Annotated in this window: 15 protein-coding genes; 2 read left to right on the forward strand and 13 right to left on the reverse strand. The window is 55.0% G+C overall.

Features of this window, described 5'->3' with window-relative positions:
• Positions 1 to 66: 66 nt before the first annotated feature.
• Together GQY55_RS27505 and GQY55_RS27510 are read right to left on the reverse strand one after the other, a co-directional pair.
• Positions 67 to 1884, reverse strand: coding sequence for an ABC transporter ATP-binding protein (locus GQY55_RS27505; protein ID WP_201452257.1), 1818 nt, complete (start codon positions 1882 to 1884; stop codon positions 67 to 69).
• Complete coding sequence (locus GQY55_RS27510; RefSeq protein ID WP_160045119.1) at positions 1877 to 3622, reverse strand: ABC transporter ATP-binding protein; 1746 nt, start codon at positions 3620 to 3622, stop codon at positions 1877 to 1879. Before GQY55_RS27510 ends, GQY55_RS27505 begins: the two co-directional genes overlap by 8 nt.
• Before the next feature lie 288 nt (positions 3623 to 3910).
• Here GQY55_RS27510 and GQY55_RS27515 point away from each other — a divergent pair, with 288 nt between their 5' ends.
• Positions 3911 to 4690 (forward strand): class I SAM-dependent methyltransferase, encoded by a 780-nt coding sequence (locus GQY55_RS27515; protein WP_160045120.1) that lies wholly within the window; start codon positions 3911 to 3913, stop codon positions 4688 to 4690.
• Between the two features lie 151 nt (positions 4691 to 4841).
• Here GQY55_RS27515 and GQY55_RS27520 read toward each other — a convergent pair whose 3' ends face one another.
• The 8 genes from GQY55_RS27520 to GQY55_RS27555 all read right to left on the reverse strand — a co-directional run bounded on the left by GQY55_RS27520 (position 4842) and on the right by GQY55_RS27555 (position 13198).
• Complete coding sequence (locus GQY55_RS27520) at positions 4842 to 5723, reverse strand: AraC family transcriptional regulator (RefSeq protein WP_160045121.1); 882 nt, start codon at positions 5721 to 5723, stop codon at positions 4842 to 4844.
• 181 nt (positions 5724 to 5904) lie between these two features.
• On the reverse strand, positions 5905 to 7122 hold the full coding sequence (locus GQY55_RS27525; protein WP_160045122.1) for a CynX/NimT family MFS transporter: 1218 nt from the start codon (positions 7120 to 7122) through the stop codon (positions 5905 to 5907).
• Positions 7115 to 7828, reverse strand: coding sequence for a FadR/GntR family transcriptional regulator (locus tag GQY55_RS27530; protein WP_236575910.1), 714 nt, complete (start codon positions 7826 to 7828; stop codon positions 7115 to 7117). Before GQY55_RS27530 ends, GQY55_RS27525 begins: the two co-directional genes overlap by 8 nt.
• A 164-nt stretch (positions 7829 to 7992) precedes the next feature.
• Complete coding sequence (locus tag GQY55_RS27535) at positions 7993 to 8661, reverse strand: phosphatase PAP2 family protein (RefSeq protein WP_160045124.1); 669 nt, start codon at positions 8659 to 8661, stop codon at positions 7993 to 7995.
• Between the two features lie 293 nt (positions 8662 to 8954).
• Positions 8955 to 9836 (reverse strand): phosphate ABC transporter permease PstA, encoded by an 882-nt coding sequence (pstA, locus tag GQY55_RS27540; RefSeq protein WP_160045125.1) that lies wholly within the window; start codon positions 9834 to 9836, stop codon positions 8955 to 8957.
• On the reverse strand, positions 9833 to 10783 hold the full coding sequence (gene pstC, locus GQY55_RS27545; RefSeq protein WP_373309301.1) for a phosphate ABC transporter permease subunit PstC: 951 nt from the start codon (positions 10781 to 10783) through the stop codon (positions 9833 to 9835). Before pstC ends, pstA begins: the two co-directional genes overlap by 4 nt.
• Positions 10784 to 10875: 92 nt before the next feature.
• Positions 10876 to 11730, reverse strand: a complete 855-nt coding sequence (locus GQY55_RS27550) for a phosphate ABC transporter substrate-binding protein (protein WP_160045126.1) — start codon at positions 11728 to 11730, stop codon at positions 10876 to 10878.
• Between the two features lie 28 nt (positions 11731 to 11758).
• Positions 11759 to 13198: an LpqB family beta-propeller domain-containing protein gene (locus GQY55_RS27555; protein ID WP_160045127.1), complete on the reverse strand. Its 1440-nt coding sequence runs from the start codon at positions 13196 to 13198 to the stop codon at positions 11759 to 11761.
• A 224-nt stretch (positions 13199 to 13422) separates the two neighbouring features.
• Between GQY55_RS27555 and GQY55_RS27560 the strand changes: the two genes are divergently transcribed.
• Positions 13423 to 14379 (forward strand): MraY family glycosyltransferase, encoded by a 957-nt coding sequence (locus tag GQY55_RS27560; protein ID WP_160045143.1) that lies wholly within the window; start codon positions 13423 to 13425, stop codon positions 14377 to 14379.
• Positions 14380 to 14440: 61 nt separating this feature from the next.
• Here GQY55_RS27560 and GQY55_RS27565 read toward each other — a convergent pair whose 3' ends face one another.
• The 3 genes from GQY55_RS27565 to GQY55_RS27575 all read right to left on the reverse strand — a co-directional run bounded on the left by GQY55_RS27565 (position 14441) and on the right by GQY55_RS27575 (position 21229).
• Positions 14441 to 15427: a LacI family DNA-binding transcriptional regulator gene (locus tag GQY55_RS27565; RefSeq protein WP_160045128.1), complete on the reverse strand. Its 987-nt coding sequence runs from the start codon at positions 15425 to 15427 to the stop codon at positions 14441 to 14443.
• A gap of 152 nt (positions 15428 to 15579) precedes the next feature.
• Complete coding sequence (locus GQY55_RS27570) at positions 15580 to 18942, reverse strand: GH36-type glycosyl hydrolase domain-containing protein (RefSeq protein ID WP_160045129.1); 3363 nt, start codon at positions 18940 to 18942, stop codon at positions 15580 to 15582.
• Between the two features lie 127 nt (positions 18943 to 19069).
• Entirely contained in the window at positions 19070 to 21229 is a 2160-nt protein-coding gene (locus GQY55_RS27575; protein WP_160045130.1) for a glycoside hydrolase family 3 N-terminal domain-containing protein, read from the reverse strand.
• Between the last annotated feature and the right edge of the window lie 429 nt (positions 21230 to 21658).

Raw genomic sequence — 21658 nt, forward strand, 5'->3', positions numbered from 1 at the left:
CGTTTCCCGGTCGATGGACCGAGAAGCGGCTCCTTCTTTTGCGGAACAGCCAAGAAAGTTCCTGGCTCATTCTTCCTCCGACGCCTGCTTAGCGTGGTTGAACAGCTGCTCATAGTAACCGTGCATGGCGATCAGTTCATCATGCGTGCCTTCCTCGACCGCACGGCCGTCCTTCATGACCAAAATGCGGTCGGCATGCATCACCGTTGACAAGCGGTGGGCGATGATCAGCGTCGTCCTTCCTTCGGATACGGTTTGCAGGGCGTTTTGCACCAGTTGCTCCGTCTGCGAGTCCAAGTGGGCCGTCGCTTCATCCAAAATGAGAATCCTTGGCTCGAACACCATGATGCGCGCAAAAGAAATCAGCTGCCGCTCGCCCGCGGACAACCCGCTGCCCCGTTCGGACAGCTGCGAATCATAGCCTTGCGGCATCCGCATGATCATGTCATGCACGCCGACCTGCCGGCAGGCCTCCATAACTTGCTCCCGCGGGATGTCGTCCTGGAAAAGCCTGACGTTATCCAGCACGCTGCCCGAAAACAGGAACGGCTCCTGCTGAATCAGGCCGACCAGCCGGTGAAGCTGCTGCTGCGGGATGTCGCGGATGTCGACATCGTCGATCCGGATGCTGCCCCGGTTGACGTCATAAAAACGGTTCAGCAGGCTGATCAGCGTACTTTTCCCGGCCCCGGTCGTGCCGACGATCCCTACCATCTCCCCCGCGGACAGATGCAGGTCGAGATCGGGAATGACCGGACTCGAAGGCGCATAACCGAACGTGACATGGTCAAAATCGACTTTTCCCCGCGTTTTTTCCACGCGCAGTTCGGCTTTGCGCTCAGGCAGCGGATCCTGGACCTCCGGCTCGGTGCTGAATATTTTCCAAATCCGGTCCATGGACACCATCGTCGATTGAAACGTGTTCCACTGCATCGTAATTTGGTTGATCGGCTGGAAAAATTGCCGGATATAGCTCGTAAAAGCGTACAAAACCCCGACCTCGACCGACTTATGGAATACGGCCATCCCCCCGAGCCACACGACCAGCACCAAGGCAAGGTTGCCCAAAATATCGAAGGTCCGGTTGAACAGGACGTTGGCACGCACCTCCCGCATGTTGCCTTCCCAATAGCTTTGGTTGTGCTCGTTGAACCGCCGCGTCTGTTCTTCCTCCTGGCGGAAGGCTTGGATCAGCCCCATGCCGGACAAATTTTCGGCGATGAAGCCGATCAGCCGCGAAAGGCGGCTGCGCGTCACCTGGTAAGCCTGGCGGAGATAACGCCGGAACATAAAGGCGACCAAGCCGATCACCGGCAAAATCGTCAGCGAATACCATGCCAGCGTCGCATCAAGACGGAACATGAAATATATGATGAGGACAAGCGTCATCCCGTCCCGGATAAGGCTGAGCAGCACCTGCGTAAAAAACTGGCTGATCGTCTCGGTATCGCTCGATACGTTTGTGACCAGGCTGCCGCGATGGATTTTATCAAAATACGACATGGACATTTTGGAAATATGACGGAACAAATCCTTCCGGATTTTCGCCACGATGCTTTGTCCCGCGAATTGGAGCAAATTGTTTTGCAGATAGGTGAACAAAAAGCTGATCAGCGAGATTGTTAAATAAATCCCGGCCATCATTGCGATAAAGCCGAATTCCGCTTTCCCTTTGGCCAAATGGTCGTCGATGACGATTTTGACCAGGTAAGGCTGCAGCAGATCCGCCGAAATGCCGAGCAGGGCGCAGACGAAAATGGCGGCGAACGTCAGCTTATGCGGTTTGGCATAGTTCACGACATGTTTAAACGCCGCAAACGATTTGCTTTTCTGTTCATTGGAAACGGCGTTTCCGGCCGTCGCGGTTGCCGAAGAACTAGGCATGCTGCAATCCCTCCTGCTGAATGCGATGCAAGGAAGCGTACAGTCCGTCACGGCACGCGAGCAGCTGCTCGTGGCTGCCCCGCTGCACGATGCGCCCTTCCTCCAACACGATAATTTCGTCGGCGTGCCGGACACTGCTGATGCGGTGAGCGATGATAAGGGTCGTTTTGCCCCGCCGCTCCCGGATCAGATTGTTTAATATCCCCGACTCGGTGAGCGTATCGACCGCGCTCATGCTGTCGTCGAGAATCAGCAGCTCCGGTTTTTTCATCAAGCCCCGCGCCAGGCTGGCCCGCTGTCTTTGCCCGCCCGAGAGAGTTAAACCGCGTTCGCCCAGCTTCGTCTGAAAACCTTCCTTGAATGTATTCACGCTGTCCAGCAGTAAAGCCTGATCCGCTGCGCTGCGAATTTGCTGCATATTCGCCGACCGGTCGCTGAACGCGATGTTGTCCGCTATATCCGTGCTGAACAAAAATCCGTCCTGCGGCACATAACCGATTTTACGCCGCAGCGTGTCCAACGATACGTCCCTGATATCCTCCCCGCCCACGCGGATGCTGCCGGCGGGAGGTTCATAGATCCGCAGCAGCAGCTTCGCCAACGTCGATTTCCCGCTGCCCGTCCGCCCGATGAGTCCAATCGTCCGGCCTTTGCGGATCGTAAAGCTGACATCCTCGAGCGCTTTTTCCGAAGCTCCCGGATACGCAAAATCCAAATGGTTAATTTCAATATCCCCAATCGAGCTGAGCTCGACCGCCGAATCATGGTCGCGAACGCTCGGCACTTCCGCCAGCAGGCGGTTTACCCGCTCCAGCGACGCCCCCGAACGCTGCATCATGTTGATGACGTTGCCGATTTGCTGCAGCGGCCCCATCAGCATCCGCAAATAAAACGTCAGCGCCACGAAGCTGCCCAGAGACAAATGATGCCCAATCGTCATATAACCGCCGACGAGCAGCGACACGACAAGCGACAACGCGCCGAGAAACGGCAGGATCGCCTGAAACAAGGAGGACATGCGCACGAGGCGGAGCTGCGCCTCCCGGACGCCGTCCACCGTGCGGTCAAACCTCCGCTGAGCCGTTTCCTCGATGGCGAACGTCTTCGTGACCCGAATCCCGCCGATTTGCTCGTCCGCGGATTCCGTCATCGTCGCCAGGTTTTCCTGGACTTTCATCGATCGTTCCCGGATCCGCGGCCCGAAGTAGATGACAAGAAACGGAATCAGCACCAACGGGCATACGCTGACCAGAATCAGTACGACCGGAATGCCGGTGATCAGCATCATCGCCACGCAGGAAACGACCATAAACACCGCGTTGGTCGTCTGCGTCACGCCGAAGGATATCGCCTCGCGCACCGAAGTCACGTCGTTCATCACGTAACTCAGCAGCTTCCCGGTGCCCTGCCTCGAGAAAAAATCCTCGCTTAACTTTGAAAACTGGGCAAATATGCGGCCGCGGGTAATAAACTCGAACCGCCTTCCGAGCCTCATGATCGTATACTGCCCAAGCCCGAACATGATCCCGTAAGATACCGCAATGGCCAGCAAAATCAGGCTGTACTGAATGATTCCGTCCCGTCCCAGCGTGCCGTCCTTGAGCCCATCCGTTACCTTTCCCAGCATCTGCGGGAGCAAGGACTGGTCTACGTTCGATAAGATGATGAGCAGCACGGCGGTCAAGTAGAGCAGCTTGTTTTCCTTTAGATACTTGGTGAGAAGTTCAAAGTTTCTCAAAATGTCGTCCCTCCTCATGCTTGAAGCGGCATCGTTCTTAACGTTCATTCTTCAACTAAAATATAGCACAATTAAAAAATGCCATGGGCGGCGCAACGCGAACGCCATGGCCGCAAAGCGTTGATATCACTGAACTTTTTTGCCGCAAAAAAAATTTACGGATGATGAAAACGCTCTATCCGGCAATGTCTTATAGACTTTTCCTATTTATTTTATAGATTTCATATATTTCACTTATAACAGAACATGTGTCAAAATCATCCCAACGAACATAGGGAGGTGCTTCAAATGGAATCGATGAACCAATGGAAGCCGCTTGATTACGACCGGAAGCTCGGATTCGTATCCGAATACGGGAAAGATTTGCTTTCCTTGCTGAATCCTCAAAAACACGAGACCATCCTTGACTTGGGCTGCGGCACGGGCGACCTGACAAGCGAAATCGCGGCATCGGGAGCGGAAGTGATCGGGCTCGACGCTTCTTCGGCCATGATCGAACGGGCCAGGGCAAAATATCCGGAGATCTCCTTTCGCACGGGTGACGCGCAGCGCTTCAACGCGGATCGGCTGTATGACGCCGTATTTTCAAACGCGGCGCTGCATTGGATGAAAAATGCCGAAGATGCTGCGCAAAGCGTCATGCAAGCGCTGAAACCCGGCGGGCGTTTCGTGGCGGAATTCGGCGGGGCGGGGAACGTCGGCGCCATCGTCCGGGCCATCGCAAACGTCTTGACCCGGGACTACGGGATCGATGCCGACGCGAGAAATCCGTGGTATTTTCCCACTCCCGCCGAATACGCCGCCCTGCTGGAGCGCCAAGGTTTCATCGTCCGCCTGATGGTCTATTTTGACCGCCCCACGAAACTTCCGGACGGGCAAAAAGGCATGCTTAGCTGGCTTTCGCAATTCGGCGGCCCGTTTTTCGCAGGATTAACCGCCGAACAAATCGGCGACGCTTGCGGGAAAATCAGCCGGGAGGTGCTAGGATCGCTGTGGAAAGACGGGGCGGTATATGCCGATTATAAACGTCTGCGGGTGGTGGCCGAAAAACCGGCAGCAGCAAACTGACCGGTTCGTCGCCGGCATAGCTACAAAAAAAGGACTTCGATCCGCCGGTAGGTTTGGCCGATTGGCTAAACGCATCCCCGGCGGGAAGTCCTTGTACTCATTTTAACGAGGCCGATGCGCATCCAGCCTTATTTCATCGCTACCTTGCCATTCATAACGCCCGTTTCTTCGCAACGGGAATCCAAATTTCGCTCCTGAAGTTGGGCGAGGACGTATCTTTGCTCTCGTTCCACAACAGTTCGGGACCTTCAACCGCTTCGTAACCCGAGGACGGGAACCATTCGGAGTAAATCCGTCCCCACACCGATTGCAAGGCATCGGGAAAAGTCCCGACCGCTTCAAATACGGCCCAAGTGAGGGCCGGAACCTCCAGCGAAGACAGATGGTCCGGACATTCGGCCGTTGTAGCCGCTCCGACGTAATGATCAAGTTCGCCCTGCTCGTTCATCCGTCCTTCCGAAAAATTCGCCGACGCGCTGATCAGCCCCCGCGGCTCGACGTCGGACAATTGTTTCAGCAAAGAGATCGTCCCTTCGTCCAAACTCGCCCACATCGAAGCAATTTCCGCGTTCACCCCGCTGAAAACGATCGGCACCCTTTTTTTCAAGCCCACGATGCGAAACGCCTCTTTTTCTTCCAAACGATAGTTCATTTCTTCTCCTCCTTCAACGGATAATCGGAAGGCCATGGGAGGGAATGCTTTTAGCGAACGGCCGCGGCTTCGCGCTTCCGACGGCGAAATGCCGTGAAACTGCTGGAATGCTCTGGCGAACGCATCCGCCGACTGATATCCGTATTTAACGGAAACGTCGATCACCTTCATCCCGCCTTCGGCCAAATCGAATGCAGCCCGGGTCAGGCGCCGGCGCCGGATGTATTCCGAAAGCGGAATCCCGGCCAGAAACGAAAACATCCTTTTGAAATGATATTCCGAGCACAACGCCAGCCTGGCCGCTTCCTTGTAGTCGATGTCGTCGTCCAGATGGTCTTCGATATACTTGAGGGCCCTGTTCACCTGTTTCAGCACATCCATGTTCATGACCTCCTTCGCATCTAAGAATAGCAAGATAAAGAAATGTGCATCCGACGATCCGTGCCCTATGTTGCAGGGTCGTTCGCGGGGACCCAGGAAACTATAATTCCGGATACTATAATATATTAAAAAGCGGCAGCCCGCAGGAAGACCCTATCGTCTTCCGGGCCGCCGCGCGGAGTTATTTCTCCCCGATATAGCGGTTGCTTCCGGCTCCCCATCCGGCGAGCATATATACGATGCCGACCGCGACCAGCAAAACGATAGCCGCCGTCCAGCTGCCGGTCAGATCGTGGACAAAGCCGAACAGCAACGGACCGACTGCCGCCAGCAAATAGCCGATCGATTGCGCCATGCCGGATAGTTCCGCGGCCTGCTGGGAATTATGGGTGCGGAGCACGAAAAACATCGTAGCCAGGCCAAAGGCGGAGCCTGTCGCCATGCCGATCGGAATGACGGCCGCGGGCACGAGCGCCTCGACGCCGGTCAGAAGGAACGTAAAGCCGATCATAAAACAAAGGAACGTCAGGAACACGAGCAAACGCTGGTTTTTGAATTTAGCCGCAAGCACGGGCACGATAAACGTTACCGGGACGCTGAACAACTGCAGCAGCGAAAGCATCCAACCCGCCGTCGAAGCATTCATCCCGCGCTCGGTCAAAATCTCCGGCAGCCAGGCGACCACGGAATAAAATACAAAGGATTGCAATCCCATCACGACGGTTACCTGCCAAGCAAGCTTGGAGCCCCAGACGCCGCTTTTGCCTGAAACCTTCACCTGGGCCGCCTGATGATGGTATCGGAGCTGCGGCAGCCAAACAAGCAGCGCCGCGGCGGACAAAATTCCCCACACCACAAGCGAACCTCTCCAGCCCGAATGCAGGTGGGAGGCGACCGGAACGCTGATTCCCGAAGCCACCGCCGCGAAAATGTTCATCGATACCGAATAAATTCCCGTCATAATTCCCGTGCGCAGCGGAAAATCCCGCTTGATCAAGCTTGGAAGCAGCACGTTGCTCAGCGCGATGCCCACGCCAAGCAAAATCGTTCCGGCAAACAAGGCGGTCAGCGACGGAATGAACCGCAGCAGCACGCCGGCCGTTACGGCGAACACCCCAAGGAACAACGTCCGTTCCATCCCCCATTTGCGCGAAAGTTTCGGAGCGAGCGGCGAGATGACGGCAAAGGCCAGCAGCGGAAAAGTCGTCAGCAAGCCGGCAAGCGTGTGCGACATGCCGGTATCGCTGCGGATCGTTTCGATCAGCGGTCCCACCGCCGTAATCGGCGACCGGAGCGTCGTGGCGATCATGATGATCCCCAGCAGCAGCACCGCCGCCTTCGCTCCGGTGGATGCCGGCTCGTTGCCCGGTTTGATTTTCGTTTCGGTTGCGTTATTCATGATGTTGTTCATTTCCCCCTTGTGTATCTTGTAAAAGTATCGAGCGCGAAGCATCGATGTACTCGCGGACGGCTTCGGCCGACCGGTCCTCGTCCCGGTTGGCGATGGATTCGACCAAACGCGCGTTGAGCTCCGAGTGGAGCCGCAATAAACACAGACGGCTGCTGCCGTATGTAACGACCTGCCGCACCGCTTCGCTGATGGAATCGTAGAGATCGCTCAAAATCGAGTTATGCGCCGCCGCGATGATTTCTTTATGAAAAGCATAGTCGGCCTGGACGTGTAATTCGATATCCCCGCTGGCTTCGGCCCGGACGCATGCTTCGTAAGCCGAGCGGATTTTCCCGATATCCTCCGGCGTTCTCCGCCGCGCGGCCAGACGAGCTCCCTCCTGCTCCAAAGCCGACCGCACTTCAAGCGTTTCGCTCAGTTTTGATCGTTCCAGCCTGCGCGACAGCACCGGCTTTAAACTGCTGGCCGAGCATACGTAGGTTCCGTCCCCCTGTCTTGTCCGGAGCAACCCCGCATGGATGAGCGCGTGAATCGCCTCCCGGATCGTGTTCCGGCTGACGCCCAGCTCCTTGACAAGCTCGGGTTCGGCGGGAATCCGTTCTCCCACGGGCCAAGTCCCGTTTTCGATAAGCTGCTCCAGCTGGGCCACAATTTGTTCGACAAGCGTTCGTTTCGTTGGGCGCTGCAATGTCATCGACATGTCCTCCAAACATCGGATGTTTGGTTCGATTATACCACCACGCTCTTATTTTTGCACTAGTTTCAGAAAGGATTTCGAAAAAACTTGAAAATGACCGCGTCACAACAGCAAAAAAGGCTGCTTGGGATAAGCAGCCCTTCTCATGAAAAAATGCATGATTATGCCTGAAGCTCGCGGCGTTCCGACGCCAGTTTGTTTTTATGCCATTCAGGCAGTTTGATGAACAAGAAATTGTAAAATTCGACGAGTGCCACCGCGCCGATCACGTCCATGATGACATGCTGCTTCATGAACAACGTCGACACGATGATAAGCAGCGACATGCCGGTGATCAAGGTGACGTTTTTGCCGTTGCGGGCCGGACTCTTCCAGATCATCCGCATGACCATGTAGCTGGAGAAGCAGTGGATGCTCGGGAAGCAGTTAAACGGCTCATCCCGGTTGTAAATAAACCGCGTCAGCATCGCAAACGGATCGTTTCCGGTGACGACGGGCCGCGGCACGGTGGTTTGAAACACCATATAGATGACGTAACACGTTAGCGCGCAGACCGTATACAAAAAAATGGACCGGTAAAACGAAGGACGGTCGCGGAAGAAAAAATAGACGATGCATACATAAATGTAAAAAATCCAAACTCCGTACGGCACCGCAAAATATTTGATGAAGGGGGTGGCCCGGTCCAGCGGCGTGACAAGCGAATACACGTTATCCGTCGGCTGGTTCACCAGATGATAAAGACTCCCGAGAACGGGAAAAACGAGCATCAGCAAGAGAGGAGCCCAGCGGAGCAGCTGCTTGGGAATCCTTTTTTTGACCCATGACATATAATCAGTACCTTTCAATTTCGAAATCGGGTTTTGGACAAACGGCATTTTTTAAGAAAAACCTCGCTGAATCATTGTACTCCGCCATCCGCCATCATTCAACACCGATAAATGTAGATATTTCGTGAAGATAACGGCGCTAGCGCCATATCCGGACGTAATCCGTTCCCATTTGCAAAATGCCGGACTCTCCACGCAAATCATGGAATTTGCTTTAATAGCGATACTTTCTTAATAACATAAAAAAGAGCCTTTCGCGCCCGATCGGCACAAAGGCTCTTACCTTATGCATGCTAACGTTTCAATTTCCGGTTGTTGATCCACAGCGGAATGCGGAAAAGCAGGTTGATGAGCAGTACGACTACGACCAGCACGGCGGCAGAGCGCTGCGCAATGGATGCGGCATCCTCGACGATCGCTTCCGACTGCACGTACCAAAGATGGACGGCAAGCGTTTCGCCCGGCGAAAACAAATTGAAGTCCCACATTTCGCCCGACGTGCTGAGGCCCGCCGTCAGCAAAATGACGGCCGATTCGCCGAAGGCGCGGCCCGCCACCAGGCAAATCCCCGTAATGATGCCCTGCAGCGCCATCGGCAGCACGACGGTGCGGATGCATTGGAATTTGGTCGTTCCGAGAGCATAGGAAGCGTTTTTCACGTCGTGAGGCACGGCGCGGACGGCCTCTTCCGTCACCCTGGCCAGCATCGGCAAATTGAGGAAAGCGAGGCTGACCGCGCCGCCCAAAATCGTCAATCCGATCTGAAAATATTCGGCGAAAATGGCGAGGCCGAGCATCCCGAAGACGATGGACGGAACGGAAGACAGGCTCTCCACGCAGATGCGCAGCACTTCGGTGAATTTATTTTCGGGCGCGTATTCGGCCATGTAAATTCCGGCGCCGACGCCGATCGGAATCGAAATCGCCAGCGACAGAAACAAAATGTAAAAAGAGTTGAACAGGACCGGTCCGATTCCGCCGCCGGGGTCGATATCCTCCGGCAGTTTCGTCAAAAATTCCAGCGTCAGGCCGGGAAGGCCTTTGCTGAGAATCGTGAACAACAGCCAAAAGATCAATAGCAGCACCAGCGCCCCCAACCCATAAAAAGCGCCCGTCGCAAGCTTGTTGTACGCAAGCGATCTTTGCGTTTTGCGGCTTTGCGCCGTCGGCGTCATGCTTGGTCACTCCCCTTCCGTCCGAGATAGCGGATAAACAGGATCAGAAGGAACGAAATGACCAGCAGCAAAAAAGCCATCATATGGAGCGCGTAGTTCCAGGTCGAATCGAACTCGACGTTGGAGATTTGCATCACGATGTTGCTCGTCAGCACGGACGCCGGAGTAAACAGCGTCTTGGCGAGCTGCGCCGTATTCCCGATGACCATGACCACCGCCATCGTTTCCCCGATCGCCCGCGTCATCCCCATAATGATCGCCGCGACAATCCCCCGTCCAGCCGCCGGAATGACAACCCTCATGATCACCTGCAGCCGCGTCGATCCAAGCGCGTACGCCGCTTCCCGGTATTTTTTCGGCACCATGGATATGGCTTCGTCGCTGATCCGGCAAATGGTGGGCAGCACCATCAGGGCAAGCACCAAAGCCGCGGCAAGCAGCCCGTCGCCCAAATTTTCCCCGCTCATTCGGCGCAGGATCGGGATCAAGACCGTCAGGCCGAGATACCCGTATACGATGGACGGGATGCCGACAAGCAAATCGAGCACCGGACGCATCATGTTACGCATCCATTTCGGAGCGATTTCGGCGATCAAAACGGCCAAACCGACCGCCACCGGCACCGCCATGACAAGCGTTAATCCCGTCAAGGACAACGTGTTAATGATGATGCCGGCCGCCCCGAAATGCTCGTCTTCCGGCGTCCAATTCAACGACAGGAAAAAATCGGCAAAAGAAATGTGGGCAAAGGTCAATAACGCCGTCTTGCCGATAAAAAAGATGACGAGCCCCAAAACAAAGCAAAGGGCCAAAATGCTGAACAGGAAATAATACTTGAACAGCCGGTTCGCGAATCGCGCTCGAACGTAACGGCCGAACCGCCCGTCGGACGGTTTCGCGAGCGGTCCCGTATCTTCGGGCAGAAGTGGCTGGACAGACGTGCTCACAAATGTTTCCTCCTATAAAGCGGCCAGCCCTTGGTTCAGGACTGGCCTCTAAGTATCCATGATAAGGTCAAGGCTTACTGCCGCTTACGGCATTAGCGCATCGCCGAAATCGGAATGAACTTCAGTTTTTTCAGGGAACCTTGCTGGAATTTTGCGCTTTGCACGTATTCGATGAACGCTTTCGTCGCCCCTGTCGGCTGTCCTTTGGTCATATAATAACCGTATGCCCAAATTTTGTACGTGCCGTTGATGACGTTGTCCGTGGTCGGAGCTACGCCGTTGAAGCTGAGAGCTTTTACGTCGCTGTTCACATATACCAGGTCGATGTATCCGATGCTGTTCGGAGTCGTCGCCACGGCCGTTTTCATGTCGCCGCTGGAGCCGACTTCCTTGTAGTTTTTATCCTTTTTCACGATGTCGCCGCCAGCCAGCGCCTTAGCCTGGTAGTTAACGCGCGTGCCGGAACCGAAGGCGCGGGTGATGACGACGATATCCGCGTTGTCTCCGCCGACTTCCTTCCAGTTCGTGATTTTCCCGGAGTAGATGCCTTTCAGCTGCTCGGTCGTCAGGTTATTGACCTTCACGTTTTTGTTGACGATCGTCGCGAAAGGAATCACCGCAACTTTGTTGGCAACTTGGCCGTCAAAGGCTTTAAAGCCGGGAACGTCCATGCTGGCGTCCCAATCGCAGGCGCCGATGTCGGCGATGCCTTTTTTCACCGCCTGTGGTCCGGTCACGGAGCCTTTGCCGGAAGCCGCGATTTTAACTTTCGGATTGAGCTTTTGAAATTCCTTTGCCGCTTGCAGCGTCAAAGGTAGCAGCGCCGTTGAGCCGTTGATCGTAATTTTGCCCGACAGTCCCGAAGCGGCCGATGCCGAGCCGACGAGGGTGGATACGGCCACGAGCGAGGCTGCGGCCAGAAGCGATATTTTTTTGAATAATTTCATGGGAATAATCTCCTCTCGATCTGCGTTATTATTTGGTGATCTGGCTGGCTTTTCCGTTTTGGATCACGAACACTTTGCCGTCCGCGACGACCGCCACGCGTGTGCCGTCGTCCGAAATGGCCACGCCGGTAATGTCCTCTTTGGTTTCGTATACTTCGGTTTTGACGCCGGCCGCCAAGCTGTAAACCTTATAGCTTCCGTCAGCGGTTATGCCGGCGGCAACCAGATTGCCGGTCGGGCTTGCCGCACTGATCGTGACGTCCACATCCGCGATCAGGTCCTGGGCGATGCCGCTTGCGGAAACGGCTTTGATCGCGCCTTTTGCGTTCGGGTTGTCGGCATCCGCGCTCAAGAAAGCCACGCTTCCATTACTTAAGTAAGCCGGATAAAGTTTGTTGTCCCCGGATGCGGTCAGCGCAACGGGTTTCGCGTTCTTCACGCCGATTTCCAACGTATAGATCTGCTCTCCGGCGCCGGAATAATCGATTTTGAGGGAATCCTCCGTGCTGTCTTTGTCGCTTTGGGCCACGCCCGTCACGTTTACGATGTAAGTGATTTTCTTTTCGTCGGCCGAGACGCGCACCTCGGATTTATTTTCGACCTTGTCGGCCAAAATCTCGGTGATCATGCCCGTATCCACGGAGACGCAGGAGATCTTTTCCTGTTTGTCGCCTTGGACGAAATAGATTTTTTTGCCGTCCGCCGTCCAGGTCAAATCCGTCTTGACCGACGTGTCGGCCCCCAGCTTATGCGGTTGTCCTCCGTCCAGGTTAAGCAGGTAAAGCTGTCCGTTATCGTCCGTATATGCCGCCAGGTCTCCGTTCGGAGAAATTGCCATATTCGATGCGTTCGGGTCCGAAAATAATAAGCTTGAGCTGTAATCGGAGTTGAGGCGGTACACCTGAGCAGGATCTGCGTCTTCCTTCACGGCAATGACTTGACCCTTGGCGTCAAACGAAGCGGAAGCGAAACTTCCCGCCACTCTTTCGGCTGTCAGGATTTGCAGCGTTTGCCCGGCAGCGATGATTTCGCCGCCCAGCGCCGTTACGACTGGTTTCAGCTCAACGAAAGCACGGTTGTCCTGCATGATTGGCGCGGCTGAAAAGGTGCGCGCTTCGCCGTCGAGTTTGAACGTTTTGGAACCCGTTTGCAGCTGCAAGCTGTGCCCGTTTTTGCCGGTGCTGACCGTGACGGCGCCTTTTGACGAGGTTACGGCGGCACCGTAAATTTTCGCCAGATCGGCAAGCGCGATCAGCTTTCCGTTGCCCGCCTGCAGCATGGAAACGGATTTTTCCTGGCCGTTGACGACGATTCGCTCGCTCGTTACGGCAAGCTTAGCCGATGATGCTTGGGACGCAGTGCTTTTGTCCTGCACCCGCGCAGCCGCGGCATCCACGGTTCCCGCCGACAGTGCGGTCGTGACGAACGCCGCCGCGGCAATGATTTGCAACATTTTATTGTTTTTCAAATGGCTCACCCTTTTCTTCATCGCTTCAGTGGATCTAGGTCTATTTTCGTATAGATTTGTTAGAAACGATTGATTGGTATGTTATGGAAACATTAAATATTTACCGTTGTCATTTGGAAAAATAGGTATTATCCTAGTTAGGAACAGAGCTTTTCCAAGAAATATGGCTAATGGTGGAAGTTTATGTATTAACTCGATGTTAACTGAAGTGATGGAGGCCGAAAATCGTGTATGTCATTGCATTTATTGTATCGCTTGTTATCGTGCTCGCATTGATACCTCCCCTGCGGAAGCTGGCGATCCGGGTCGATTTCGTCGACAGGCCGACGAGCCGGAAAATCCATAAAGAGCCTGTCCCTCATTTGGCGAGCATCGCCATTTTCCTGGGATTCATGATCCCCTACGTCATTCTGAGCCGCCACTGGGATTTGGAGATGGCCGGCATCGTTGCCGGATCGCTTCTTATTCTGGGCATCGGCATTGTGGACGACTGGTACAAAACCCGCGGCAAAGATTTCCCCGCCCTGCCTAAAACGATCGTGCAGGTGGGTGCGGCCGTCATCGTCTACTTCTGCGGCATTTCCTTCGTCGGGGTGACGATTCCGTTTACGGGGCACATGGTTGTGTTTCCGGAATGGCTTCAATTTATCCTGACGATCCTGTGGATCTTCGGCGTGACGACGGTCATCAACTTTATGGACGGCCTTGACGGGTTGTCGGGAGGCGTAGCGGGCATTTCGGCGCTTACCTTGTTCGTCGTCGCGATTGCCAAAGGCCAGACTCAATCGGCCATCATGGCGATCATCCTCGTCGGGGTTGCGCTCGGGTACCTGAAATACAACAAACCGCCGGCCAAAATTTACATGGGGGACGCGGGAGCGACGTTTATCGGATTCATGCTTGGCATCATCGCGCTGGACGGAGCTTTCAAGCAGGTGACCGTCATCTCCATTTTGGTGCCGGTGCTGGCGCTGGGCGTACCGATCTTCGACAACATCTACGTCATCATCAAACGTTATTTGAACGGAAAACCGGTATACAAAGCTGACCGCAGCCAAATTCATTACCGGTTGCTGTCTTGGGGACTGAGCCCGAAGCAGGCCGTCTTGTTCATTTACTTGATCAGCGCTTGCCTGTCGCTTTCGTCCATCATTTTAATGCTGTTGAGCAAATCATCGTAATGCGAAAAAGACCCGAATGAGGAGCATGGATCATTCCTGCCTCACTTCGGGTCTTTTAATTTTAACGGGATGCGCTGCCTGCCGAAGACTTTCCCACGGATTCACCTTTTACGAGCGTTACGTAAATGCGCTCATGTTCCACTTTTTCGCCGGAGATGATTTTGATCAGCTGTTCCGACGCGAGCGCCCCCCATTTTCGTTTGGAATAGTCGATGGTGGCAAGCCGCGGCTGCATGTACCGGGTCAGCTCGATGTTATCGAAACCGATCAGATGGATCTGCTCGCCGATGTTGAACTCCGTATCCGCAATCCGGTTGCATAATCCGATCGCCATTTCGTCATTCAGGCAAAACACCGCCACGGGCTCCGTGTACTCCCGCATGATTTGCTCGGCCGCCTTTTCACCGCCGCTTTTTTTGAAATCGCCCTGAATTTCGATCCATTCGATGTCGCTGTGCCGGTCCGCCACCATTTTGACGGCTTTCATGCGCTGAATCGAGTCGAATGACCCCTCCGGCCCGGAAACGACATAAATCTTTTGATGTCCCTGCTCAACCAAATATTCGGTCGCCAGTGTGGCGCCGGCCTTGTTGTCCAGCAAAACCTGGTTGATGTTCGGATGCTCCAGCTCGCGGTCCAGCACGACGATTTTATGGTTCCGGTCCGCATATTTAAGCAGCTCGTCACTGGTGAACGTATGGTCCAATATGACCGCACCGTCGATCAGCCGCTCCGGAAGCATGCGGTGGGACTGTCTGCCGCTGCATACAATGAGATCGTAACCCTGCGAATTGCAGACCTCCTTCATGCCGTCCAGCAGTTCCCCGTATACGTCCCCTTTAAAGTCCGCCAGAAACACGCCGATAATTTTCGTCTCGCGCTTTTTCAAGGTTCTGGCCGCGGCATTCGGAACATAATTCAATTCTTTGGCGATCGCCAGTATTTTCGCGCTGGTTTCATCCGTTACCTTGCTGCTGCCGTTCAAGGCGTAAGAGACGGTCGAGATCGAAACTCCCGCTTTCTTAGCGATATCCTTTATGCTTACCAATTTGTCCTCGCTCCTTAACCTGTTGTTCGCCGGGGATATCGAGGACGGCGGCTCTCCGCCGCCGCCTCTTTTCATCGCATAACCCCGCATCTGTTCTTGATTGCTTGTTTGAACCTATGGAAAACGGCGATCCGCAAAGATCTCCAAAATATTTACATAAAAATTTCAAATACGTTATGATGACCGTTCATCGCCTGTTTCAAAACTTCCCCGGAAATGTGTACGCCGCCTTCGCGGTAAGGGTTGGCCGCTCTTTCGGCGTTCAGCGGACTTCCGTTCAACGTTACGCGGCTTAGGGAGGAGCCGGTAATACGATAGATGAAGGTTGCCTGTACCCCGTCGTATTCAAAATCAAAATGAAGTCCGTCCAGCGAAGCCGGCAGGACAGGGTCGATCGTAAGGCCGCCTTTGTCCTGGCGAATGCCGAGGGCGTTCGAAATCAGCTGGTTCATGTAAATCCCCGGGCCGCTGGAATAGATCCGCCAGCCGCCTTTGACCTGCACCTTGCCGCTGCGAAGGTCGTCAAAATGCGTTTGCGCTTCGTAGCGGTTGTTGAACTTGCCGTCCGAGCTGCTGAAATAGGCGTTGCTTTGCCGGATTTCCGCATTCGGCACGACATCGCGGATGCCTACCGGGTTAATGACGTTCAGTCCGTTCCAGACATCCTCCGCCTGCCCCAGCTTCGCCATCGCTTCGACGAACCGGATGTGGGCATGGACGTATTGAAGCCCGACTTCACGCCCGAAATTGGAGGCCTGCTCGGCCCGCTTGAAATGCGTGCTGACGCCGCCAGCGTACCCGGCAGGACGGTTCATCAAGCGCACGCCGTCCGGGAAAAACAGCTTTTCCTTGATCAATCGGTAATGCGATATCGCCCGCTCGGGATCGATCAGCTCCGCGATCATGCTGCGCGTCATCGGAAGCAGGCGGTACTGGATGCCCGTCTCGGTGTCCGTCGGATGAAGCATCAGCTTCGCCGAAGCCGGATCTTCCATGTAAAGGAATCCCGGAATGACGTCGGTTTGCAGCATGTAACGATTGTAATCCCGCTTGATGCCCGCAGCCATTTCCTGAAGCTCGGCCGCAAAGGACGGCTCTTCGGAAAGCAGCGCGGCGGACAATTGGGTTAAAGTCTGGTACGTCAGGGCCACCGTCCAGCTGCTGACCATATATTTTTTGAGCTGGGCGTTCGCCGGCTGCAGCGTATCGTCCCAGTCCCCGTCGCCGTAAGCGGACAGGTACGTATCATGCAGGAAGTGGCTGCGGATGTACCCGATTTCCTTCACCACATGCTCCAGCACCGTAAAGGTTTGTTCCGTAAACCGGAAGCTTCCTTTAATGGTATAAGAAACCTTTTCCTTTAAAATACTGAAATCTTGGGTAGCCGTCAAATAATCGCTCAGCACTTTAAGCGGCCACACGATAATATCGCCATGGCTTTCCTCCTGCTGTACCTTCGCGTAGCGGTCGAACATGAACCACTGCGGCCAGTTTCCGTCATCCTCGTATTGGTGGGAATACACGGTCAGCAAAATGTCGCGGACCTGTTCGAATTTTTGCGTGGCCATAAAATATTCCGAAGGTCCTTGGCATACGTCGCGCGTTCCCCATGCCGCGCCGCCGTATTGCTCCAAACCGTGCGGAACCGAATAATGGACAAGCATGTTATGCGTGTACCACCAGGCAAGGGCGTTAACTTTGAACAATCCGGCCCCTTCAGCTCCGTCGGCCCCGGTCAGGCGGAATCCGTTCATGACCTGTTTGTAAAAATCGCGATACTTCGCAATCTCTTCCCCGATGTTTTTCTCAGCCGCAGGCACCTCTTCCCCGTCCAGCAATCCTTGAACGGTAAGCGTCCACTCCCGGGCGGCATCGATTTGCATCGTGCACAGCGACGCGCTGCCGGCCGGAACGCCTTCGGCAAGGACGGTTTCATCGCCGATCACGGCGGCGGCGCCCTCGAGCCACATGCGGTACTGCAAGTTCGGATATGCCTCTTTGCGAATGTCATCCTGTCCGCCAAAGAAGGTAAGGAGGCCGTTTGCGTTCGTCATGCGGACCGGCCCCTCGTATTCGTTCACGTTCATCGTCACTTGGCTGGTCACGAGGAAACGGTACGGCTTGCCGCTTTCAGAGCGAACGTGAAGCCTCACTTCCGGCGTATCCACGGTCGTAAAATTGGTGATGATCAGCATGTCGTCGGCCGTTTTGTAATACCAGCGCACATAGTTAAAGCCGATCTCGAAGAGGGACGGCATCGTCAGCAGACGGTACTTTCCATCCGTTTCAACGTAGATCCGCTGGCCTGCGGTTTTCGGCACGTTCAGCGCGTTCCGGGCATTGCTCATCATTTTGTTGAAGTTCGTATTGCCTACCACCAGATGCGAATTGAAAATACCGTACATATAGGATGTGGTCGTGATGACCTTGGCCCCGAACTTCACGTTGTTTCCGCTCATCAAAATATGTCCGTGCGGACGTTCAACCAGCAGTTCTTTTTCTTTTAATACGACATGCTCGTAGGAATCGGTGAAAAACGCCAGAAGTTGTCCGCCTTCGCGCTCTTCCTGATGTCTTTGATGTGCCGGGAAACGCTCGTTTACTTCCTCCTCCGTCAAAGAGAGGGTCTGCAGCGGTTCGCCGAGCAAGCTTTTGAAGCGAACCGGCGGCAATGGCCGCGGCACTTCCTTTTCCCCTTCCGCCAGATAGGCTTCCCACGCCTGCTGCACCTCGGCTTTATACTCCAACTCCGTTACAGCCGCCGCATGATCTTCCTTGAACAGGCCGTAAAATACGAAGCGCGCTTCGCCGTTTAACGTTACCCGCCCGGATTGGAGCGCGGTATACGCAAACTCGTATTGGTAGATTTCGTTTGCCAGATTGGGTTCGCTTAAACAGAAAGGAACGTTAGTTTCCTTGTAAGACAAGCCGAAAAATTGAAAGCCGTCCGTCGAATAGCCGGCCGCGCGCGTTAAAGCGCCCTGCTGGATGTACGGGAACGCCCCGCCGCTTTGCGGCATGTTTTGCCTGGAGCAGACGACGTAACCGTAATCTTCATCCTCGAAGACGGCATGATCGATATATTGGGACAGGTACGCTTCGTTGCTGCGCACGGCCCCGATGTCGGCATTGCCGAGATCCTGTCCGTAGATGACGTCGATGCTGACCCCTTCACCGCGGGTAACCACGTCCCAGAACCAGACGCCTTGCGCCGATAAAGCAAAAGTAACGCGGTATTCCACGCCATCGGCTTCCCCTTCCCAAATCATCCGGTTTTCCCCGGCGCTGACCTTGCTTTGGGAACGGATCCCGAGCAGAGGGTAAAACGAAATGCCCGACTCCCCGTGTATACGCAGGTACAGGTTATTCAAAGCTCCTTCAATCGGGTTCGCCACCAGTTGGTTAATCATGGTTCCGCCGCATAAGGCTTGATGCAAATCGCCGCTTTCCCAAAAGGTGAATTTCAAATCACCCGCTTGAATGTTTAGCTTAGAGTTCGTAATCGTAGCTGTCATATGTTTGTTAATCCTCCTAACCTTTGAAATAAACCGGCGGTATGTCGTTCAGAGCGGCCCGCGCCGAAAGGGCGCAGTAGCCCTGTCGGTCACGGGCGCTCCTATTTCGTCCTATTTTTGGCCCTACCTAAGCCAGCCTGAAGGACGCTTCCAGCGTGTCGCGGCTGTTGGATCCTACGAACACTTGGAAGGCGCCCGGATCGCTTGAAAAGCCCAGATCGGAATGATGGTACCGCAGCTGCTCTTCCGTCAGCGTAAAGGTTGCGGTCTTGCTTTCTCCCGGCTGAAGCTCCAGCTGTACGAAGCCTTTAAGCTCGCGCAGCGGGCGCACGACTTCCCCGGCTACGTCGCGAACGTAAAGCTGAACCGTTTCAACGCCGGCACGTTCTCCCGTATTGGTCACTTTCACTTGAACCGTAACCGGTTCTCCCGCTTTCATCTCGCCGCTCGAAAGCGTCAGGCCGCCGTATTCGAATTTCGTGTACGAAAGCCCGAAGCCGAACGGGAGCAGCGGATCGTTGGGACTGTCGATATATTTGGATACGTAACGTTCGTCCGATTTGGAAGGATCCATCGGGCGCCCCGTATTGAAATGGTTATAATAAACCGGCACCTGGCCTACCGATTGCGGGAAGGACATCGTCAGACGCCCGGAGGGATTCACCCGGCCGAGCAAAATGTCGGCGATGGCGGCTCCGCCTTCGCTGCCCGGGAACCAAGCCTCGAGCACCGCGTCGGCCTCGTCGAAAATGCCGTGCAGATCAAGCGGTCGGCCGTTGAACAGAACGGCTGCCATCGGCTTGCCAAGCTTCTTCAGCCATTTCACCAGCTCAAGCTGCGCCTGCGGCAAGCGGATGTCCGTTCTCGAGCCGCCTTCGCCGCTCATCGCCGATTCTTCCCCCAAAGCCAATACGACGATGTCAGCGTTTCGTGCGGTTTCCAGCGCTGCCTCAAGCTGGTCCGGCGTCATGCTGTCGATGCCGCAGCCTTCGCTGACGGCGAGCGTTCCGTCGAAGCGTTCCTTCAGCGCCGCCGCAAGCGGAGCCGCGTCTTCTTTCTCGCCGACGCAGGACCACCAGCCGAGGATGTCGTTGCTTTGCGCAAACGGTCCGATCAATGCGACGTTTGCGCCGGCCTGCAGCGGCAGGACGCCGTTATTTTTCAGCAGGACGCTGGACTTGGCAGCCAGCTCGTAAGACACGCTGCGGTGTTCCTCGCAGAACAGAATTTCTTTTTCGCGTTCCGGATCTGCGGCGCGCAGCGGATTTTCAAAAAGCCCGAGTTTGTTTTTCAGCCGTAAAATGCGCAGAACAGCTTCGTCGATGAGGGCTTCGTCCACTTTGCCGCCCTCGATCAGCTCCGGCAAATGACGGACATAACAAGGCGTCATCATCTCGATGTCGACGCCGGCCCGGATCGCCCGGTACGCCGCTTCGCGGTCGTCTTCCGCCGCGCCGTGCGCGATCATTTCGCGGATCGACGCCCAGTCCGAGATCAGCACGCCTTCAAAGCCCCACTCGTCGCGCAAAATGCCGCGCATCAGCTTTTCGTTGCCTGTCGCCGGAATGCCGTCCACCGTGTTGAACGACGTCATCACCATTTCGCAGCCTTCGTCAAGCGCCGCTTTATAGGCCGGCAAATACTGTTCGCGCAGCTGGCGTTCGGACATGTTGACCGTATTGTAGTCCCGGCCGCCTTCCGGAGCCCCGTAAGCCGCAAAATGCTTCACGCATGCCGCCAAACGGTCCGTTTCCTCCTTCAAGTCGTTTCCTTGGTAGCCTTTAACGAAAGCCCGCGCAAACAGGCCGTTCAAATAAGGGTCCTCGCCCGTCGTTTCCATGACTCTGCCCCAACGCGGATCGCGCACGAGGTCGACCATCGGGGCAAACGTCACGTGGATGCCGGATACAGCCGATTCTTTGGCGGCGATTTCCGCGCTTTTCTCCGCCAGTTCCAAATCCCAGGAGCAGCCGATGGCCAGCGGGATCGGGAAAATGGTTTTAAAACCGTGCACGACGTCCGCCATGAACATCAGCGGAATGCCAAGCCGGCTTTTTTTCAGGTATGATTGCTGCACGTCGATGACCGCCTGCGCTCCGGAGAGGCCGAGTACGGATCCGCTGGCGGTTACCATCGGTTCGGTGATACCCATCTCCTCCATCGGTCCGGTCACTTGCCCTTCGTTGTCGGCGCCCTCATGAAAATGGGCCGTAAGCTGCAGCAATTGGGCGATTTTCTCTTCGAGCGTCATTTGCTTTACAAGGCCTTCTAATTGCTGAATATCCATACAGTTTCCCTCCACAACCCGCTTATTTTTAATCCAGCCGGTCTTTCTCTTTTTCGCTGTACAGGCGCATGGCCGAAAAAAAATTTCTACATTATATATGAAAGATTTATAGAATGCCGAAGGCCTGTTTCAGGCTTGTCGGCATCCTTTCTTCTTTCTCAGGAGCTTGCGCAAAACCTGCCTGCCCTCGCGGGCCGGGCAAGGAACGAAAACTTCCCCCAGTTCATTCGTTGTGCAAACTCCTCATTCAGAAGAATGATGCTCTATCGTCTCTTCACGAGGCCGGAAGCCCGTATGTCCCGGATGGAAAATAAAGGTCCTTCGGCCGCCATGATGAGAAGAACCCGGCTGCACCCTAATGCTGCACACCGGGTTCCAGGACCGAAAGCTGCGGATCGAAATCAGGCAGCCCGCCATCCTTTTTTAAGA

The sequence above is a fragment of the Paenibacillus sp. USDA918EY genome (genome assembly GCF_009870825.1).
GTDB classification, from domain to species: Bacteria; Bacillota; Bacilli; order Paenibacillales; family Paenibacillaceae; genus Paenibacillus_AQ; species Paenibacillus_AQ albilobatus.

Excerpts from the sequence above, each read along its gene's own strand:
- GQY55_RS27505 (WP_201452257.1), bottom strand. The coding sequence starts at position 1,884 with ATGCCTAGTTCTTCGGCAACCGCGACGGCCGGAAACGCCGTTTCCAAT.
- GQY55_RS27515 (WP_160045120.1), top strand. The coding sequence starts at position 3,911 with ATGGAATCGATGAACCAATGGAAGCCGCTTGATTACGACCGGAAGCTC.
- GQY55_RS27520 (WP_160045121.1), bottom strand. The coding sequence starts at position 5,723 with ATGGATGTGCTGAAACAGGTGAACAGGGCCCTCAAGTATATCGAAGAC.
- GQY55_RS27525 (WP_160045122.1), bottom strand. The coding sequence starts at position 7,122 with ATGAATAACGCAACCGAAACGAAAATCAAACCGGGCAACGAGCCGGCA.
- GQY55_RS27530 (WP_236575910.1), bottom strand. The coding sequence starts at position 7,828 with ATGACATTGCAGCGCCCAACGAAACGAACGCTTGTCGAACAAATTGTG.
- GQY55_RS27535 (WP_160045124.1), bottom strand. The coding sequence starts at position 8,661 with ATGTCATGGGTCAAAAAAAGGATTCCCAAGCAGCTGCTCCGCTGGGCT.
- pstA (WP_160045125.1), bottom strand. The coding sequence starts at position 9,836 with ATGACGCCGACGGCGCAAAGCCGCAAAACGCAAAGATCGCTTGCGTAC.
- GQY55_RS27550 (WP_160045126.1), bottom strand. The coding sequence starts at position 11,730 with ATGAAATTATTCAAAAAAATATCGCTTCTGGCCGCAGCCTCGCTCGTG.
- GQY55_RS27570 (WP_160045129.1), bottom strand. The coding sequence starts at position 18,942 with ATGACAGCTACGATTACGAACTCTAAGCTAAACATTCAAGCGGGTGAT.
- GQY55_RS27575 (WP_160045130.1), bottom strand. The coding sequence starts at position 21,229 with ATGGATATTCAGCAATTAGAAGGCCTTGTAAAGCAAATGACGCTCGAA.